General features: G+C 66.2%; 13 protein-coding genes and 1 tRNA gene. 3 read left to right on the top strand and 11 right to left on the bottom strand.

Annotated elements, in window-relative coordinates; all coding sequences use genetic code 11:
• Positions 1-5 precede the first annotated feature (5 nt).
• On the top strand, positions 6-668 hold the full coding sequence (locus QNO08_RS00095) for an aminodeoxychorismate/anthranilate synthase component II (RefSeq protein ID WP_229966495.1): 663 nt from the start codon (positions 6-8) through the stop codon (positions 666-668).
• On the opposite strand, the gene pknB is transcribed toward QNO08_RS00095, so the two are convergent.
• From pknB to QNO08_RS00130, 7 genes are read right to left on the bottom strand one after another with little or no spacing between them, the layout of a single operon-like run.
• Entirely contained in the window at positions 665-2,590 is a 1,926-nt protein-coding gene (pknB, locus tag QNO08_RS00100; protein ID WP_229966496.1) for a Stk1 family PASTA domain-containing Ser/Thr kinase, read from the bottom strand. The two genes, QNO08_RS00095 and pknB, sit on opposite strands and share 4 nt — an antisense overlap.
• A 6-nt stretch (positions 2,591-2,596) precedes the next feature.
• Positions 2,597-4,516, bottom strand: a complete 1,920-nt coding sequence (locus QNO08_RS00105) for a protein kinase domain-containing protein (RefSeq protein WP_229966497.1) — start codon at positions 4,514-4,516, stop codon at positions 2,597-2,599.
• On the bottom strand, positions 4,513-5,967 hold the full coding sequence (locus QNO08_RS00110; protein ID WP_229966498.1) for a peptidoglycan D,D-transpeptidase FtsI family protein: 1,455 nt from the start codon (positions 5,965-5,967) through the stop codon (positions 4,513-4,515). The genes QNO08_RS00105 and QNO08_RS00110 overlap by 4 nt, the downstream gene beginning before the upstream one ends.
• Positions 5,964-7,382 (bottom strand): FtsW/RodA/SpoVE family cell cycle protein, encoded by a 1,419-nt coding sequence (locus QNO08_RS00115; protein WP_229966499.1) that lies wholly within the window; start codon positions 7,380-7,382, stop codon positions 5,964-5,966. The genes QNO08_RS00110 and QNO08_RS00115 overlap by 4 nt, the downstream gene beginning before the upstream one ends.
• A complete protein-coding gene (locus QNO08_RS00120) occupies positions 7,382-8,869 on the bottom strand; it encodes a PP2C family protein-serine/threonine phosphatase (RefSeq protein WP_229966684.1) in 1,488 nt (495 codons plus the stop codon). Before QNO08_RS00120 ends, QNO08_RS00115 begins: the two co-directional genes overlap by 1 nt.
• 44 nt (positions 8,870-8,913) lie before the next feature.
• Positions 8,914-9,399, bottom strand: a complete 486-nt coding sequence (locus QNO08_RS00125; protein ID WP_442860515.1) for an FHA domain-containing protein FhaB/FipA — start codon at positions 9,397-9,399, stop codon at positions 8,914-8,916.
• A complete protein-coding gene (locus tag QNO08_RS00130; RefSeq protein WP_229966500.1) occupies positions 9,399-10,127 on the bottom strand; it encodes an FHA domain-containing protein in 729 nt (242 codons plus the stop codon). Before QNO08_RS00130 ends, QNO08_RS00125 begins: the two co-directional genes overlap by 1 nt.
• A gap of 453 nt (positions 10,128-10,580) precedes the next feature.
• On the opposite strand from QNO08_RS00130, the gene QNO08_RS00135 reads away from it, so the two are divergent.
• Positions 10,581-10,663 (top strand) — tRNA-Leu (locus QNO08_RS00135).
• A gap of 233 nt (positions 10,664-10,896) precedes the next feature.
• On the opposite strand, the gene QNO08_RS00140 is transcribed toward QNO08_RS00135, so the two are convergent.
• A complete protein-coding gene (locus QNO08_RS00140) occupies positions 10,897-11,328 on the bottom strand; it encodes a DUF5997 family protein (RefSeq protein ID WP_229966501.1) in 432 nt (143 codons plus the stop codon).
• A gap of 192 nt (positions 11,329-11,520) precedes the next feature.
• Between QNO08_RS00140 and QNO08_RS00145 the strand changes: the two genes are divergently transcribed.
• The gene (locus tag QNO08_RS00145; protein WP_229966502.1) at positions 11,521-12,315 is read left to right on the top strand and encodes a LysR substrate-binding domain-containing protein; all 795 of its coding nucleotides are present in this window, start codon (positions 11,521-11,523) and stop codon (positions 12,313-12,315) included.
• Positions 12,316-12,335: 20 nt separating this feature from the next.
• On the opposite strand, the gene QNO08_RS00150 is transcribed toward QNO08_RS00145, so the two are convergent.
• From QNO08_RS00150 to QNO08_RS00160, 3 genes are all read right to left on the bottom strand, one after another.
• Positions 12,336-14,066 carry a cation:proton antiporter gene (locus tag QNO08_RS00150; protein WP_229966503.1) on the bottom strand — a complete coding sequence of 577 codons (1,731 nt, stop codon included), beginning with the start codon at positions 14,064-14,066 and terminating at the stop codon, positions 12,336-12,338.
• A gap of 69 nt (positions 14,067-14,135) precedes the next feature.
• Entirely contained in the window at positions 14,136-14,909 is a 774-nt protein-coding gene (locus QNO08_RS00155) for a metal-dependent hydrolase (RefSeq protein WP_229966504.1), read from the bottom strand.
• Positions 14,910-15,074: 165 nt separating this feature from the next.
• Complete coding sequence (locus tag QNO08_RS00160) at positions 15,075-16,475, bottom strand: GntP family permease (protein ID WP_229966505.1); 1,401 nt, start codon at positions 16,473-16,475, stop codon at positions 15,075-15,077.
• Between the last annotated feature and the right edge of the window lie 42 nt (positions 16,476-16,517).

Below are 16,517 nucleotides of genomic sequence, written 5' to 3' on the forward strand. Positions count from 1 at the left end.
ACCACATGAGCAGTATTCGAATCCTGGTCGTCGACAACTACGACAGCTTTGTGTACACGCTGGTCGGCTACCTGCAGCAGCTGGGGGCCGAGACCACGGTGGTGCGCAACGACGACGTCACCCTGGCCGAGGCGGTCGAGCTGGCTGCCGCCCGCGACGGAGTGCTGGTCTCCCCGGGGCCCGGAGCCCCGGCCGAGGCGGGTGTGTGCGTTGAGCTGATCCGCTGGTGCGGAGAAAACAACAAGCCGATGCTGGGCATCTGCCTCGGGCATCAGGCACTGGCCGAAGCCTACGGCGGGACTGTGACCCACGCTCCGGAGCTCATGCACGGCAAAACGTCGCTGGTCCGGCACGAAGGCACTGATGTGTTCCAGGGCCTGCCGAGCCCGGTCACCGCCACGCGGTACCACTCGCTGGCAGCAGTTGCCGACACCATCCCGGCGGAACTCGAGGTGACCGCCCGGACCGACAGCGGAATCATCATGGGTCTCCGCCACGCTTCGGCGCCCCTCTCCGGTGTGCAGTTCCACCCCGAATCAGTGCTCACCGAAGGCGGCTACCAGATGCTGGGGAACTGGCTCGAAGGACTGGGCCTGGCTGGAGCGGCAGCACATGCCGCCACCCTCAGCCCGCTCATGTCGACTGCTGCGGACCCCCTGCCGCGCTAGTCGTCCTTCTTCTTCTTCCCCTTCGCCGTCTCCGACGGTTCCGGGGAGGCGCTCGGGTCGGGAGTGGGCTCCTCAGTGGGCTCCGGCGGAGCCTTAGCCACTGTCAGGGCGATAGTGCTGCCCTGTTCCACATCCATGCCGCCGGTGATGCTCTGGGCGGTGACCGTTCCGGGGACAGTCACAGCGTCCTCGACCTCGTTGACTGTGACCGTCAGCCCGTAGAGCGGGTCGGCCAGGATTGCCTGCGCATCCTCCAGCGAACGGCCGAGGAGATCCGGAACCGTGACGTTGCCGGTGGACAGCACCAGATCGACGGTGGTCTCCACCGGAACAGCCTCTCCGAGCCCAGGGGTGGTGGAGAGCACCCGGCCCGCCGGAACCACAGAACTGTTCGCCTCGGCTGTGGTTCCGCCCTGCAAGCCCAGGCTGCGGAGGGCATCACGCGCCTCGGGTTCGGTCATGCCCGCCAAATTGGCGGGAATCGTAACGGTTGACGGTCCCTGCGAAATGAAGAGGGTGACGTTGGCATCCAGCGGTGCATCGGTTCCCCCCTCCGGAGAGGTGCCGATGGCAAGGCCGGACTTAACCGTGTCGCTGTATTCCGGTTCGATGGTTGGCGGCCCAAAGCCGGCATCCAGGATGATGTTCAGGGCATCGGTCTGGGTCTTGGACTGGACATCGGGCATCACCGCAGTCACCGGGGCGGTTTCCTTGGGATTAATCAGGTTGAATGCCAAAACGGAACCGGCGCCCAAAAGCAGCAAAAGTCCAATGCAGACTGTGGTGATCCAGGCGCGCCGGCGGGCCTTCTGCTCCGGATCCCGGTCCCCGGTGTTGCCGATGGACAGCGAAGCCGGAGCATCGTCGTCGTCGTTTCCGTCCGGAGCGGTGGTGAGCGGGCCGCCGGAACGGACCCGGGCCATGGCCCGGGTGCGGGGTTCGTCCTCGATGGGGCTGACGTCGACGGCGGCGCGGGCCGGAGCCGAAACGGTCAGGGCCTCGGTGGCGGAGGTGTCGGGTGCCGGTTCAACGGCTGCTGCTCCGCTGCGCACGCGGAGCAGCGCGTCGCGGAACGCATGGGCGTCCTGATAGCGGTCCGCGCGGTCCTTCGCCAACCCGTGGTCCAGCACAGCGTCAAGCTCCGCCGCAATCTCGGCGTTAAAGCTGCTGGCCTTGGGCGGAGGTTCCCGGACATGCTGGTACGCCACGGAAACGGGACTGTCGCCGATGAACGGCGGCCGGCCCGCCAGCATTTCGAAGAGCAGGCAGGCGGCTGAATACAGATCGCTGCGGGCATCCACGGTTTCGCCGCGGGCCTGTTCGGGCGAAAGATACTGCGCGGTGCCGATGACGGCCTGGGTTTGGGTCATGGTCGCGGCAGAATCGGCCATCGCCCGGGCAATGCCGAAGTCCATGACCTTCACGCCGCCGTCGGCGGTCACCATGACGTTGGCCGGCTTGATGTCGCGGTGCACAATCCCTGAACGGTGACTGTATTCCAGCGCGGCAAGGACACCGAGCATGTACTCAATGGCCTTGTCGGTGGTGATCTCCCCGGCTTTGACCAGATCGCGCAGGGTCCGCCCGCGCACAAACTCCATCACGATGAACGGCAGGCGGACATCATCCGGCGTGGACCCTGGGGATTCCTGATCGCCGGTATCGTACACGGACACAATCGCCGGGTGGTTCAGCCCCGCGACAGCCTGTGCCTCGCGCCGGAACCGGGACTGGAACAGCGGATCGCGGGCCAAATCGGGGCGCAGGACCTTGATGGCCACGGAACGGCCCAGCCGAATGTCCCGGCCGAGGTACACATCGGCCATGCCGCCGCGGCCGATCAGCTCGCCGAGTTCGTAACGGCCGTTCAACACCCGCTCGGTATTCAGGGTGGGCTGTCCTTTGAGGAAATCTGCGCTCATGGTTGCTTATCCGGCCGAAGGGTTGACGCCGGTGGGTGATGCCGGAGGAATGACGCTGTTGGGTGTTGCCGGAGTGTTGACGCTGTTGGGTGCTGCCGGAGGAGTGATGCCGTTGGGGGCGGCCGGAACGGTGGCCGCAGTCGACGGCGTCGACGGGGTCGACGGGGTCGACGGGGTCGACGGGGTCGACGGGGTCGGCTCCGGCACGTTCGTTGGGGCAGGCTCGACCGTAGCCGGGCCCTCGGACGTGAAGTAGGTGACGGTTGATCCTTCCGGAAGGGGTGCACCCTCCGACGGGTTGACGGCCACCACGGTGCCCTCCGGCTGGTTGGAGGCCTGCGTGCCGCCGTTGACCGGGATCAGGCCGGCGGCACTGATCTGCTCCGCAGCGGCGGGTCCGGTCTGGCCCAGCAGTCCGGACGGAACAGTAGTGCTAGTGCTGGTGGGCGCCGGTGCAGGGCCCGTCGAGTAGGTTACGGTCACTGTTGTTCCCCGCGCTACCTGTCCTGTCGGATCCAGTGCAATAATCCGCCCCTCGGGAGCCTCAGACTCCACCGGATTCTCTGCAACATTCATACCCAAGCTCTCCAAACGCTCTCGAGCCAAATTGAAGTCCAGATCGCTAAAATCTTCGAGGTCAATGGTGACTAGATCGGTGTCCTCCGATTGCGTGGGGCTGGGGCTGGCCTGAGTAGTGGTGGCCGACGGCGCCGGCTGGGGATCGCCGTCGTTGTCTCCGGTGAGCAGGAAAGCGGCAATAACTCCGGCGATGATCAGCGCCAGCAGCACGGCGACCGGAATGACCCATGGGTTGCGGCGTTTGGCAGGGGCGTCGTCTCCGCCGTCCCCGTCCGAGGTGTCGACGTCGTCGACGTCTTCATCGGTCCACTCACGCGATGCGGCGAGTTCGCCGGTGGCGGCGTTCTCCGCGCCCACGGCCGCGCCCGCGACGGTGGGCAGCGCCGAGGTCGACGGCGCGGTGTTCACGGCGCGCGTGGCTGAGGTGCTGGTGGTGGGAACCGGTGCTGTGACGGCGTCGTTCAGGACAGTGGCGGCGCCGCCGCCGAAGAGGAGCATGCCGGGGACGGCGGCCTCGGCAGCGGGAATGTCACCGCGGCGGATGGCGGCAACGGCCCGTGCCAGCGCTTCGGCGTCGGCCGGGCGGTCGGCCGGATCCTTGGCCAGCATGGACATGATCAGCGCGCGGACCGGCAGCGGAATGCTCTCCGGCAGTGGCGGGGGAGTGTCGTTGACCTGGGCCAGGGCAATGGCAATCTGCGACTCACCGGAGAAGGGCCGGGTTCCGGCCAGCAGTTCGTAGCCGATGACACCGAGGGCGTAAATGTCACTGGAACCGGTGGCCTGCTGGCCGGTGGCCTGCTCGGGTGCAAGATACTGGGCGGTGCCCATGACCTGGCCGGTGGCGGTCAGCGGCACCTGGTCCGCAAGCCGGGCAATGCCGAAGTCGGTGATTTTGACCCTGCCGTCGGGCAGGATCAGCAGGTTTCCGGGCTTGACGTCGCGGTGGACCAGTCCCTGCTTGTGGGCGGCGGCCAGCGCCGTGGCGGTCTGACCGATGATGGACAGCGTGCGGTCCGGCGTCAGGCTCTTGTCGCGCTCAATGATGGAGGACAGCGGCAGGCCAGGAACCAGCTCCATGACCAGGTAGGCCGAACCCTCTTCCTCGCCGTAGTCGAAGACGTTGGCAATGCCCTCGTGGTTCAGCAGCGCCGTGTGGCGAGCCTCGGCCCGGAAACGGTTCAGGAAACCAGGATCCCCGGTGTATTCCTCCTTGAGGACCTTGATGGCAACAATGCGGCCCAGGACCAGGTCCCGTGCCTTCCAGACCTCACCCATACCGCCGATGGCGATACGGTCAGTGAGCTGGAATCTGCCGCCTAAGGTGATTCCCGATGTAGGCCTCACTTATTTAACACCGCCTCTAGGAGTTTCTGCGCGCTTGGAGTGGTCAGTTGGGATCCGGTGGTCAGGTCCACGTCTTCCATGACGATGGAGATGACCACTTCGGGGTCGTCAGCCGGAGCGAAACCGGTGAACCAGGCGTTGTCGCCCTTGCCCTCCACTTCCGCTGTGCCGGTCTTGCCGGCCACTTTGAAGCCCGGAACCTGCGCCGCGGAGGCGGTGCCGTTGTCCACGACGCCCACCATCCAGTCGGTGAGCTGGCGGGCGGTTTCCGGACTTACGGAGGTGTTCAGGACTTCCGGCTCCGGCTCGTCGATGATCGACAGGTCGGCGGCACGGACATTCCGGACAAGATTGGGCGTCATCTGCACGCCGTTGTTCGCGATGGCGGACGACATCATGGCGATTTCCAGGGGGGTTGCGGTGACGCTGTACTGGCCGATGGAAGCCTGCGCCAGCTGGGCCTGGTCCATTCCCGTGGGGAAGCCGCTGGGTGCCACTTCGTACATGCCGCGCTCGGGGAGGCTCAGCGCTTCGTTGAACCCGAACTTCTCGGCCTGCGACGCAATTGCCTCTTCACCGAGGTCCCAAGCGATTTGGGCGAAAACGGTGTTGCAGGACTGCTCCAGGGCGAACCCGATGGTTGCCTCGGACCGTACGCTGCAATTGCCGTTGGTGTAGTTCGGCAGGGAGATATTGGTGCCCGGCAACGGCAGCTCGTTCGGGTTGTCGATGAGGGTATCGGCGTTGTACTTGCCGGACTCGAGGGCAGCGGCGGCATCCACCAGCTTGAACACCGAGCCGGGGGCCAGTAACGACTGGGTCGCGGCGTTGCGGTAGGGGGAGAGGCCATCGACGGTGAGCAGTTCCTGCATGTTCTGCTCCACGACCGTGGTGTCGTGCCCGGCCAGAAGGTTGGTGTCATAGCTGGGCTTGGACACCATGGCCAGAATGTTTCCGGTCTTCGGATCCATCATGACGATGGAGCCCTTCTGCCCCTCGGGGATCAGGTCGTAAGCCATTTCCTGCAGCTGGGAATCGATCGTCAGTTCAACGGAGGCGCCCTGCGGCTGGTTGCCGGAAAAGACCTGCACCAGACGGTCGAAGAACTGCTGGTCACTGGTTCCGGTCAGTTCCTCGTCCATGACGCTTTCCAGCTGCGTGACTCCGGCCGTCAGGGAGAAGTACCCGGTCAGCTGGGAATACAGCTCCGGCTGGTGATAAACGCGCTGGTAGTTGAACTCGTCGTCAGAGGGCACCGATTCGGCGATCGGAGCCCCATCAACCAAAATCGATCCCCGGTTCTGGCCGAAGTTCTGGTAGATGGTGCGGTTGTTGTTCGGATCGGCGTTGAGCTCTTCGGCAGCAAAAAACTGGACGTAGGTCAGTGACCCAAGAATGAGGACAAACATGGCCAGGGCCACGATCCAGCTGTTGCGGATGGCTTGATTCATGAGCCGCTTACCTCCTGTTCCCTCTTGGACTTGCGCTGGACTGATCCCACCGGTGATTCCTGCATGGCCGGCACCATTGGGCCGGTCAGCGGACCGGTGGCCGCCGGGCGGCGGGCCGCCTCGGAGATCAGCAGCAGCAGCGCCACGATGATCCAGTTGGCCAGCAGTGAGGAGCCGCCCGCGGACATGAACGGCGTGGTCAGGCCGGTGAGCGGAATCAGGCGGGTGACGCCTCCGATCACCACGAAGCACTGCAGGGCAATGGTGAAGGACAGGCCGCAGGCGAGCAGCTTTCCGAATCCGTCGCGGGTGCCCAATGCGGCGCGGAAGCCGCGGGACACCAGCAGGACGTAGAGCAGCACGATCGCGAAGATGCCGATCAGGCCCAGTTCCTCGCCCAGCGCGGCGATGATCATGTCGGAGTTCGCATAGGTGACCAGGTCCGGCCGGCCCTGGCCGAGCCCGGTGCCGATGAGCCCGCCGCTGGCGAGCCCGTACAGGCCCTGCACCACCTGGTAGCTTCCGCCGCCGATTCGGGTGTACACCTCCGGGTCGAAGGCATTCAGCCAGCCGTCGATCCGCAGACCGACGTGGCTGAACAGCTGCATGGCGACATAACCGCCGGCTCCGAGCAGGGCGAGGCCGATCAGCACCCAGCTGACCCGGCTGGTGGCGACATAGATCATCGCCATGAAGAGGCCGAAGAACAGGATGGAGGAGCCGAGGTCGCGCTGGAAGACAAGCACGCCGATGCTGACAATCCAGGCCGCCATCATGGGGCCGAGGTCCTTGAAGCGGGGGAGCTGCAGCGGGCCGACCTTGCGCCCGGCCAGCAGGATCAGGTCACGGTTGGTGGAAAGATACCCCGCGAAGAATATGGCCAGCGTGATCTTGGCGATTTCACCGGGCTGGAAGGTGCCGATGCCGACGTTGATCCAGATCCGGGCGCCATTGATTTCCAGGCCCAGCGGGGTCAGCGGCAGCAGCAGCAGAATGGCGCTGACGATGAGCGAAATGTACGTGTAGCGGCGCAGGATCCGGTGGTCCTTGATCAGGAACAGGACGGCGACGGCGGCGGCCACGGCCACGGCGCTCCAGAGCAGCTGCCGGTCGGCCGCGTTGTCGTCCATGGCGATGTCCAGCCGGTGAATCATGGCGAGGCCGATGCCGTTGAGCGCCGTCACGATGGGAAGTATTACCGGATCGGCATATTTGGCCCGGAACCGCAGCACGATGTGGAAGACCAGGACCAGGCCCACCAGGGTGGCGCCCTGCGTCCAGAAATCGGAGTCGAAGGCCCGGTCCTGGTCCAGGCCGACCACCATGTTGGCGCCGACACCGACGGCCAGGGCGAGCAGCAGGAGCACGGCTTCGATGTTGCGCCGTGATTTGGGAACTGTCAGTACGTCACTCATTATTTCTGCCCTCCGCAGTCATCCGGAGTGGCAGCAGGCTTCGCGGCCGCCGACGGGCTGGCGGATGCCGTGGGTGTGGAGGCCGCGCCGGCTTTGGCGGGAGTGTTCGGAGCGGGCTCGCAGGCGCTTGCCTGGGCCGTTCCCCTGAGATCCTCGACGATTTGCTCGGCATGGAGCAGGTCCTTGGCAGGAATCGTGCCTTCGACCCGGTTGCGCTGGTATTCGGGCAGGCTGTCGACGGGGATGTCGGTCCGTTCAGTGACGGTGGACAGCCGGATCGGGCCCAGCGACTGCGAGACGCCGTTGTAGATGGCGACGTTGTTGTCGCTCGCTCCAACGTAGTAGCGCGTCTGGGTCCAGGTGTAGCCGACCCAGAGGACGGCTGCCAGCAGGACCGTTATCAGGGCCAGGATGGCGGGGACCAGCCAGCGGCGCTGCTTGGGCGGGTCCTGGTCCGGTGCCGGGTCCGTTTCGGGCGCGGCTTTGTGGGTGAGCAGGCGCGCGGCGCGGCGTTCGGCCGTCCGCTTGGTGACGATGGGGATCTGCCCGGTCTCGGTGGCGAGGGAGGCCGCCCCCACCAGGATGTGCGGGCGGGAGGAAAGGTCCTGCCGGATGAGGTCGGCACGGATCGGTTGATCGCCGAGGGCGTCGTCCAAGCCGTCGTCGTCGCCGGTTCCGGCCGGGAGGTCCCGCGCGTCGCCGGCGTCGGTCGCCCGTTCGTGGACGGCCGCCTGCAGCGACGAGCCGGCGGACAGCGCGCTCCGGGCCGCTGAGGAGGACTCCAGGGGAAGAACGGAATCATCGGGAACCTCGGTGATCTCAACTACCGCCACCGTCACGTTGTCCGGTGACCCGCCCGCGAGGGTGAGTTCGACCAGAATGTCGACGCAGCGCTGGAGGTCCCTGGTCTCCCGGAGCACGGCCTCGATGTCGGAGTCCCGCAGGACGGCCGTGAGACCGTCGGAACACAGGAGCCACTTCTCTCCGGCTTCCACCTCGAAGGTTGCCAGGTCAAGTTCCGGGCTGGCATCCACATCGCCGAGGACGCGCATGAGGACGTTTTTGTGCGGATGGACTTCAGCTTCGTCGGGACGCAGCCGGCCCTCGTCAATCAGTCGTTGGACGAAGGTGTGGTCGATGCTGATCTGCTCGAAGACGCCGTTTTTCAGCCGGTAGGCCCGCGAATCCCCGATATGGGCGAAAGCGAAGCGGTTCTCGTTCAGCAGCAGGGCGGTGACGGTTGTGCCCATTCCGGACAGCTGCGGGCTCGTGGTCACCAGCTCGGAGAGGAGGGAGTTCGCGGCCTGGATTTCATCCGCGAGGACGGTGAGGGGTTCGTCGTCGTGCGTTCCGCTGTCCAGATGGACCAGGTCCAGAACTGTGGAGGCAGACGCAACATTGCCGCCGGCATGACCGCCCATGCCGTCGGCGACGACGGCAAGATAGCGGCCGACATAGGCGGAATCGTCATTCTTCAAACGAACCATGCCCACATCGGACCGTGCTGCGTAGTTGAGCACCAGGGCCACGGCTATGGCCTCAACTCAAGGACCGTCTTACCGATGCGGATGGGAACTCCCGGTTCCACCGGCAGGGCACGCGTCAGCTGGCTGCCGCCGAGGAAGGTGCCGTTGGTGGAGCCGAGGTCCTCGATGAACCAGCGGCTGCCCTGGGGGAACAAGCGGGCGTGGCGGCCGGAGGCATAGTCGTCCTCCAGCACGAGCGTGGCTTCCTGGGCGCGTCCCAGCAGAATCGGGCTGGAGGCCAGTTCCAGGGTGGTGCCGCGCAAGGGTCCCTCGGTCACGACCACCTGGCGCGCGGGGGCCTTTGCCGGAGCGGGAACCTGCTTCTCCAGGGCCGGATTTCGGCGGACCTGCCGCGCGCTGGGCGTACCGGTCCGGTTGCGGCTGCCGACCACCAGATCGCGGCGGATAGCACCGACAACACTGACGACCATCACCCACAGCAGGATCAGGAACCCGTACCGGAGCAGGGTCACAATCAATTCACCGCCCACTAACGTCCCCCGGCCCGAACCGGAAGGAGCCGGAACGTAATTCGGGTGCGACCCATGGCAATAGTGGAACCATCCGTAAGATCTGCTTCCCCTTGTACTTTTTGGCCGTTGACGAAGCTTCCGTTTGTGGAACCGAGGTCGATGGCGCGGCTGACACCATTTTCGGTGCGGATTTCCAGATGCCGGCGGGAAACGCCGGTGTCATCAACGAGGATATCCGCCTCGGAGGACCGGCCGAGAACAACCGACGGAGCATTCAGTGAATACCGTTGGCCGTCAATGTCCAAAACGGGCTGCATCCGACCCGGGCCCTGGCGCGGGCTGGGCGGGGTTACCTGGCGCGGAGCGGGTGCCCCGGCCTTTTCCGTTGAGGAATCCACCTCGAGGACGCCGGGCTTCAGTGCCGAGTCGCGCGTGAAGGACACGCGGACCGGTCCCTGGAGAGTGTAGGACTGGCTCCTGGCGTGCTTGATGACGACGTCGCACAGCTCCTCGGCCAGCGGTGCGCCCCATTCCTGGGCGCGCTTGAAATCGGCGTCGGACAGCCGGGCAGTAAAGACGTTCGGTGCCAGCGTGCGCCCCTGACCCACGGTGAAGGAGCGTTCATCGAGTTCGCGCCGCATGGCGATGGCCAGCTCCAGGGGTTCCACTCGGCCGGATGAGCCCGAGGAGAAGGCACCGCGCACCACTTTTTCGATTCCGCGTTCGACGTTGTCGAGTAAGCCCATGTTCGCCTCCTTCCCTAGGTCCTGATTCTGTCTTCGATGTCCGGCGGACACTCCGGCAAATCGTTGGGCCAACGTGCAAAGTGGCGGCCCCGGACGCATCGGAGGTGCCCCTTGGGGCGAATCCGGCGCAGCGGCAAGGCAGGCCAAAAGGTACACAGGTCCTCTTCGATAGTACTGGGGACAGCTGAGAAATGTCTTAACGCGGCTCCGGCGCCGGGAGGGTGTCGGGAGGGTGTCGGCTGGGCGGGCGCCGGCACAGGTTCGACGCCGGAACTGCTTCCCGAGGAAGTTGGGGAACCCAAAAACCGCGGAATCACAGGGTTTATGGACGGCTGTTCCGGCCGTTTAGGTGTTTGCCCAAAATATGGGTATGCTTGATTCTGCTGTTCCCGAGGAATCGAGACGCCAACGGTTGTGAGACTGAGGGCACACGCTCCACGGGAAACCATTTAGGCGCGAGTGGCGGAACGGCAGACGCGCTGGCTTCAGGTGCCAGTGTCCGAAAGGGCGTGGGGGTTCAAATCCCCCCTCGCGCACAAAACGAATCACCCCGGTTGAACAGACCGGGGTGATTTTTTTATGCCCGACGGCGGCGGCTGCCCGGCACGTCCGGCGGCGGTCGGCGGCGGATCAGCCCCATCGTCGGGCCTTAACGCCGGAAGGCCGCCGGTAAACCGGCAGCCTTCACTCCCGGCGCTGTTCCTCGGTTGCCCGTGGAACCGCGCCATCCTTCGTACAGCTAACCCCCGCTGAAGCCCTTGGTGAGGTTCTAGCGGCGCTGTTTCGGCGGCTTAGCAGCGATGTGCGCGGCGTCCCTGGCCTTGCGCTCCTTCTTGGCCTCTGCTTCCTTCACACGCTTGGCCTCGTCGCGCACAGCAGCAAAGCTGGCGCGTTCTTCAACCAGCCAGGCCGGCGGTGCGGCCAGCAGTGCAGTGATTTCAGCGGTGGTCAGGGCGTCCGTGATGCCGGAGCGGGTGAGGCCGCCAATGGAAATGTTGAGTTTCTGGGCCACGACGGGACGGGGGTGCGGGCCGTTGCGGCGCAGGTCAATGAGCCACTGCGGGGGATTGGCCTGAAGCTCATCAAACTGGGCCCGGGAAATAGGCCCGTCCTGGAACTCCTGCGGCGCGGCGGGCAGGTAGATGCCCAGTTTCTTGGCTGCCGTGGCAGGTTTCATGGATTGGGATTTCTCGGAAGTCATCTAATAAGGGTATCCGGCGCAGGAGACCTGGGTATCCCGCTGCGGGTGCTCCGCCGTGGATGCTGCCGAATGGGGGAGCACACGGGGAGCACACGGGGAGAACACGAGGGTGAACACGAGGGAGAACAGGGGCAGCACACGGCGGAGAACACTGCGGAAGGAACGGTGACTCTCCTGGGCTAACCTGAAAAGGTGCCAACAGAAACCCCCCGCCACAAGCCCCGCCCCGCCCGTCCGCTGACGCTGGCCTACGTTCCCGGCGTGACGCCCGGCAAATGGATTGGCCGGTGGAACGAACGGCAGGACCGTGAACTGCAGGCCTATCAGTGCCCGGAAGACGCGGTTCTGGATGAACTGCGGGCCGGCCGGGCCGACGTGGTGTTTGTCCGTGTTCCGGACGAGGGCTACATCCGTCCGGCCGACCTGAGCGTTGTCGCCCTCTATGACGAGCGTCCGGTTGTCGCTGCCGCGAAGGACTCCGCGGTCGCCGCGTTCGATGAACTGGATCTGGCGGATCTGGCCGGCGAGAACCTGCTGGACCTGCAGGAAATGGGCGGCGCCGACGTCGGCATGGAAGTGGTGGCCTCGGGCGCGGGCCTGCTGATCCTGCCCATGGCCGTGGCCAAGCTGTACTCGCGCCGCGACGTCGTGTCCCGGCCGGTGTCCGGTGTTCCCGGCACCCGCATCGCTGTTGCCTGGCTGGAGGACACCGAGGACGCGGGGGTCGAGGAGCTGGTGGGCATTGTGCGCGGCCGGACGGCCAACAGCTCGCGCCAGCCCTCGGTCCAGGCGGAGCAGAAGACCACGGCCCGGCAGCGGACCAAGGAACGCCAGAGCAGGAGCGGGGACAAGGCATCGCCCGCGGCGAAGTCCGGCGGCCGCTCCGGTTCGAAGGGCAGCGGCGGTGCGAAGGGCAGCGCCGGCGGCAAGGGAACTGCGGGCGGCAAGGGCAAGGGAAGCCGCAAGAGCGGCAAGCCGCGCCGCTAAACAGCCCCGAGCCGGCCGGACTAGCGCTCGCCCAGCCGCGGTTTCAGCCGGGACTCCTCCAGATCGAGCAGCCGCTGCGCGTCCGCTAGGGTCCGGGACGGGAAATATCCCTCCCTGCGGGCCAGCAGCAGGGCCTCGCGTTCGGCGTCCACAACGGCGCGCCGGAGTTCGCGGTACTGCAGCTGCGGAGTGGGGGACGTGCCGACACCCAGGGCCTTGACCCGCTCCCAGGCCAGTTCGCTGCGCAGGAAGGTGCTTTGCCGCACCCGCTCCACCACGTCCGGGTCCACATCCACGTCCTGCTGCAGACAGGCCTGGGGATCTTCCAGGACCTTCAGTCCGGCGTCGCTGATCTGATCCAGCAGGGTGGCCAGGCTGCGCTGGTCCGCCGCGGCGTTCGCGCCACGGACCCCCAGGATCCGAATCATCCACGGGAGGGTTCCGCCCTGCAGCAGCAGCGTCACCACGGCCACCGTGAACGCGATCAGCACCAGCTGCTCCCGGTACGGGGTGGTTTCCGGAAGGGACTGTGCGGCGGCCAGGGTCACCACGCCCCGCATGCCGGACCAGCCAATGACCATGCCGCCGCGCCAGTCCAGGCCTTCACTGCGCAGCTGCGTGATGTCCGCCCGCCGGCGCCGGTAGAGGTCCTCCGCGCGATCGGCGCGGCGCCGGGAGCGTTCGTTCCCCGGTTCCTGCTCCTTGAGCCGGTCCAGCGCCGCGCGGAACCGGTGGGTGCGCCGTTCCTGGTAGCCGACCTTGGCGCGCAGCAGCAGGATCAGCGGGCCCATCCACGCGAAGCGGAGAAGGATCAGCAGAGCGGTGACAGCCAGGCCGATCCCCACCGACTCGCCGACGGTCAGCAGATCCGGATTGATGTTCTCCACCAGATAGCGCAGTTCCAGGCCCATCAGCAGGAAGACGCCGTTTTCCAGCAGGAACTGGACGGTGTGCCAGTTGACGCTGTCATTGATCCGCGCCTGGGCGCTGAAGGCGGATGCGCTGCGGTGCCCGGTGTACAGCCCGGCCACCACCACGGCCAGCACGCCGGAGGCATGCATTTCCTCGGCCGGAATGAAGGCCAGGAAAGGCACCACGAAGGAAATGGCGGTGTCCAGGGTTGGATCGTTGAGTTTGGAACGGATCCAGACGGTGGCGACGCCCACCAGCAGGCCGACGACGACGGCGGCCGCCACTGCGAACCCGAAGTCCGCCACTCCGGCCCAGATGCTGGACAGGCTGCCGGCGCTGACGGCCAGCGCCGAGCGCAGCAGCACCAGCGCGGTGGCATCGTTGACCAGCCCCTCGCCTTCGAGCACCGTCACCAGCCGCGGCGGCAGGCCGAGTTTCTTGCCGATGGAGGTGGCGGCGACGGCGTCCGGCGGGCTGACCACGGCGCCCAGGGCGATGGCGGCGGCCAGGTCCAGGTCCGGCAGCAGCAGGTAGAGCAGCAGGCCGGTGGCGGCGGCGGAAAACAGGACCAGAAAGACCGACAGGCTGGAAATGGCGCCAAAGTTCCGCCGGAAATCGACCACGGGAACGTTTACCGCGGCGGCGTAGAGCAGCGGCGGCAGCACTCCCATCAGGATCACGTCATGCGGAACGGTGAACGTCGGCAGCCCCGGCAGGTAGGACAGTCCGAGTCCGACCACCACCAGGATCAGCGGCGCGGCAATGCCCAGGCGCTTGGAGAAGGCGGCGACGGTGACGATGACGGCCACGCCGATGACAGCAAAGAGAGCTAGTTCCACGGTTCCATTATCCGCCAGAGTCGTTCACAGCTGTGAACGACCCCGTTTTCCTCCGCTGAGCGCTAAACGCTATGCCACTGCCCAGGAGGTCAGCGTCAGGAAGGCGGCATGGACCACCCCGTAAATGGCGTAAACGGTGACCGGAACCATGAGGGCCCATTCGCGCCAGGACCCCGCGGCGCCGATCAGCGGCAGTGACATGCAGCCGCTGCTGCGCCACAGCTTGTTCAGCACGGGCATGCCCGCCAGGGACCGCGGACGCTTGATCCGGAGCGGCCACAGGATCATGACCCCCTGGTGCGTCAGCAGGTCGCCGACGATGTGTACGGCGACACCCAGCCCAACGGCCACGGGCAGCCAGTCGTTGTTTTCCGGTGCGTAAATGGCAATGAAGGCGGACAACCCCAGCGCCAGCAGCCAGCTGCGGCCCGGGCCGCCGGCTATCTTGAGCGCCTTCAGCGCGAACCCCATCAGGAGCACTGACAGCAGTCCGGCACCCACGGCCAAGGAGCCGAAGAAGGGGACGACGGCGGTGACCTTGCCCAGGGCCGTGGCCAGTGCGACGAACACCGCCAGTCCGAGCAGGGAGTGCGTGCCGCGGCGGTGTCCGCCGCTGATGCGCTCGGTGATCCGGGCCAGGATCTTCGTGATCGGCGGCAGGGAATGGGCAATCGTTCCGCTGTGATGGTCGAGGTCCGGAAGCAGGGCGGCCCCGGCGGTGAGGAGTGCCCCGGTGACCACGCCCAGGGGAGTGACCGGATACCAGCCAAGGGCGTGCGGTGCGGTTGAAGCGACGGCAATCCAGGCTGCGGCGCCTGATGCTGCGTGATGACCACCCATCATGGTGCGTGGGGTCCTTCCATAGGGCGGTGTGAAGCACCGAAAATTTCGTAACTTCTTATGCTTTCACGCGGCACTGACACTTCTTTCCCGGCAGTTCCTGCAGTACCTCCGGACGCAGCGACGGCGGGACACCCGTGAAGGTGCCCCGCCGTCGTCGTGCGCTGTTTAGCCCAGCGACGCCAGGCCGAAGATCACTGCCGCTATGGCAAAGCCCATGACGCCGATCAGGGTTTCCAGCACCGTCCACGTTTTCAGCGTGGTCTTCACATCCATGCCCATGAAGCGGCCCACCAGCCAGAAACCGGAGTCGTTGACGTGGCTCACCACCACCGAGCCGGCGGCCACGGCGATCACCATGGCGGCGGTCTGGATCGTGTTGTAGCCGGCCTCGAGCACGCCCGGGGCGATCAGGGCGGCCGCAGTGGTCAGGGCCACGGTGGCCGAACCCTGGGCAATGCGGAGGATGGCGGCAATCAGGAAGCCGGCCAGGATCAGCGGAACGCCCAGATCGCTGAGCACCGAGCCCAGGGCGTCACCGATGCCGGAGGTGCGCAGGACTCCGCCGAACATGCCGCCGGCGCCGGTGATCAGGATGACTGAGCAGACCGGGCCCAGGGCGGACTCCAGCACCTTTTCAATGGCGGTCTTGGACTCGCCGCGCCGGGTTCCCAGCACCACGCAGGCCACGAGGAGGGAAATCAGCAGCGCCACCGGCGTTTCCCCCAGGGTGCGCAGGAAAGCGAACCAGGGCTGTTCGGCGGCTTCGGCGGAGATTACGCTGGCCGAGGCCAGCGTGTTCAGCCCGGTGTTCAGGAAGATCAGGACCAGGGGCAGCAGCAGGACGGCCACCACGGTGCCGAACTTCGGGGGGTTCTTGATCTCGTCGCCGTCGATCTCGCCCAGGACCGCGGGCACCGGCAGGACGAACTTCTTGCCGGCCCAGAGACCGAACAGGTAGGACGTGACGTACCAGGTGGGCAGCGCTACGACGAGGCCCACAAGGAGGACGACGCCGATGTTGGCCTCGAAGAACCCGGAGGCAGTGACGGGGCCGGGGTGCGGGGGCACGAAGACGTGCATGACGGAGAAGGCGCCGGCGGCGGGAAGGCCGTAGCGCAGGACGCCGCCGCCGAGGCGGCGGGCCACGGAGAAGATCACCGGAAGCATGACCACAAGCCCGGCGTCAAAGAAGATCGGGAAGCCGAAAATCAGGGAGGCGACGCCCAGGGCGAACGGGGCGCGCTTTTCGCCAAAGGCCCGGATGAGGGTCTCGGCCAGCACCTTGGCGCCGCCGCTGGTTTCCACCAGCCGGCCCAGCATGGCGCCGAGGCCGACAAGCAGGGCAACGGTGGCCAGCGTCGAACCGAAGCCGCCGGTCAGCACCGTCACCACGCTGCTGGTCGGGATTCCGGTGGCGAAAGCCGTCAGCAGGCTCACCAGGATCAGCGAAACGAACGCGTGCAGGCGCAGCTTCAGGATCAGGAACAGCAGCAGCGCAATGGCCCCTGCCGCGATCAGGAGGAGAGGGCCCGCACCGAGGGTTTGGGACCAGCCTTCAATTGTCATGGATGTGCTCCGTTGCTAAATGAGAAACTGCTGCTGGGCGTG

The organism is Arthrobacter sp. zg-Y820, from assembly GCF_030142155.1.
Taxonomy (GTDB): Bacteria; Actinomycetota; Actinomycetes; order Actinomycetales; family Micrococcaceae; genus Arthrobacter_B.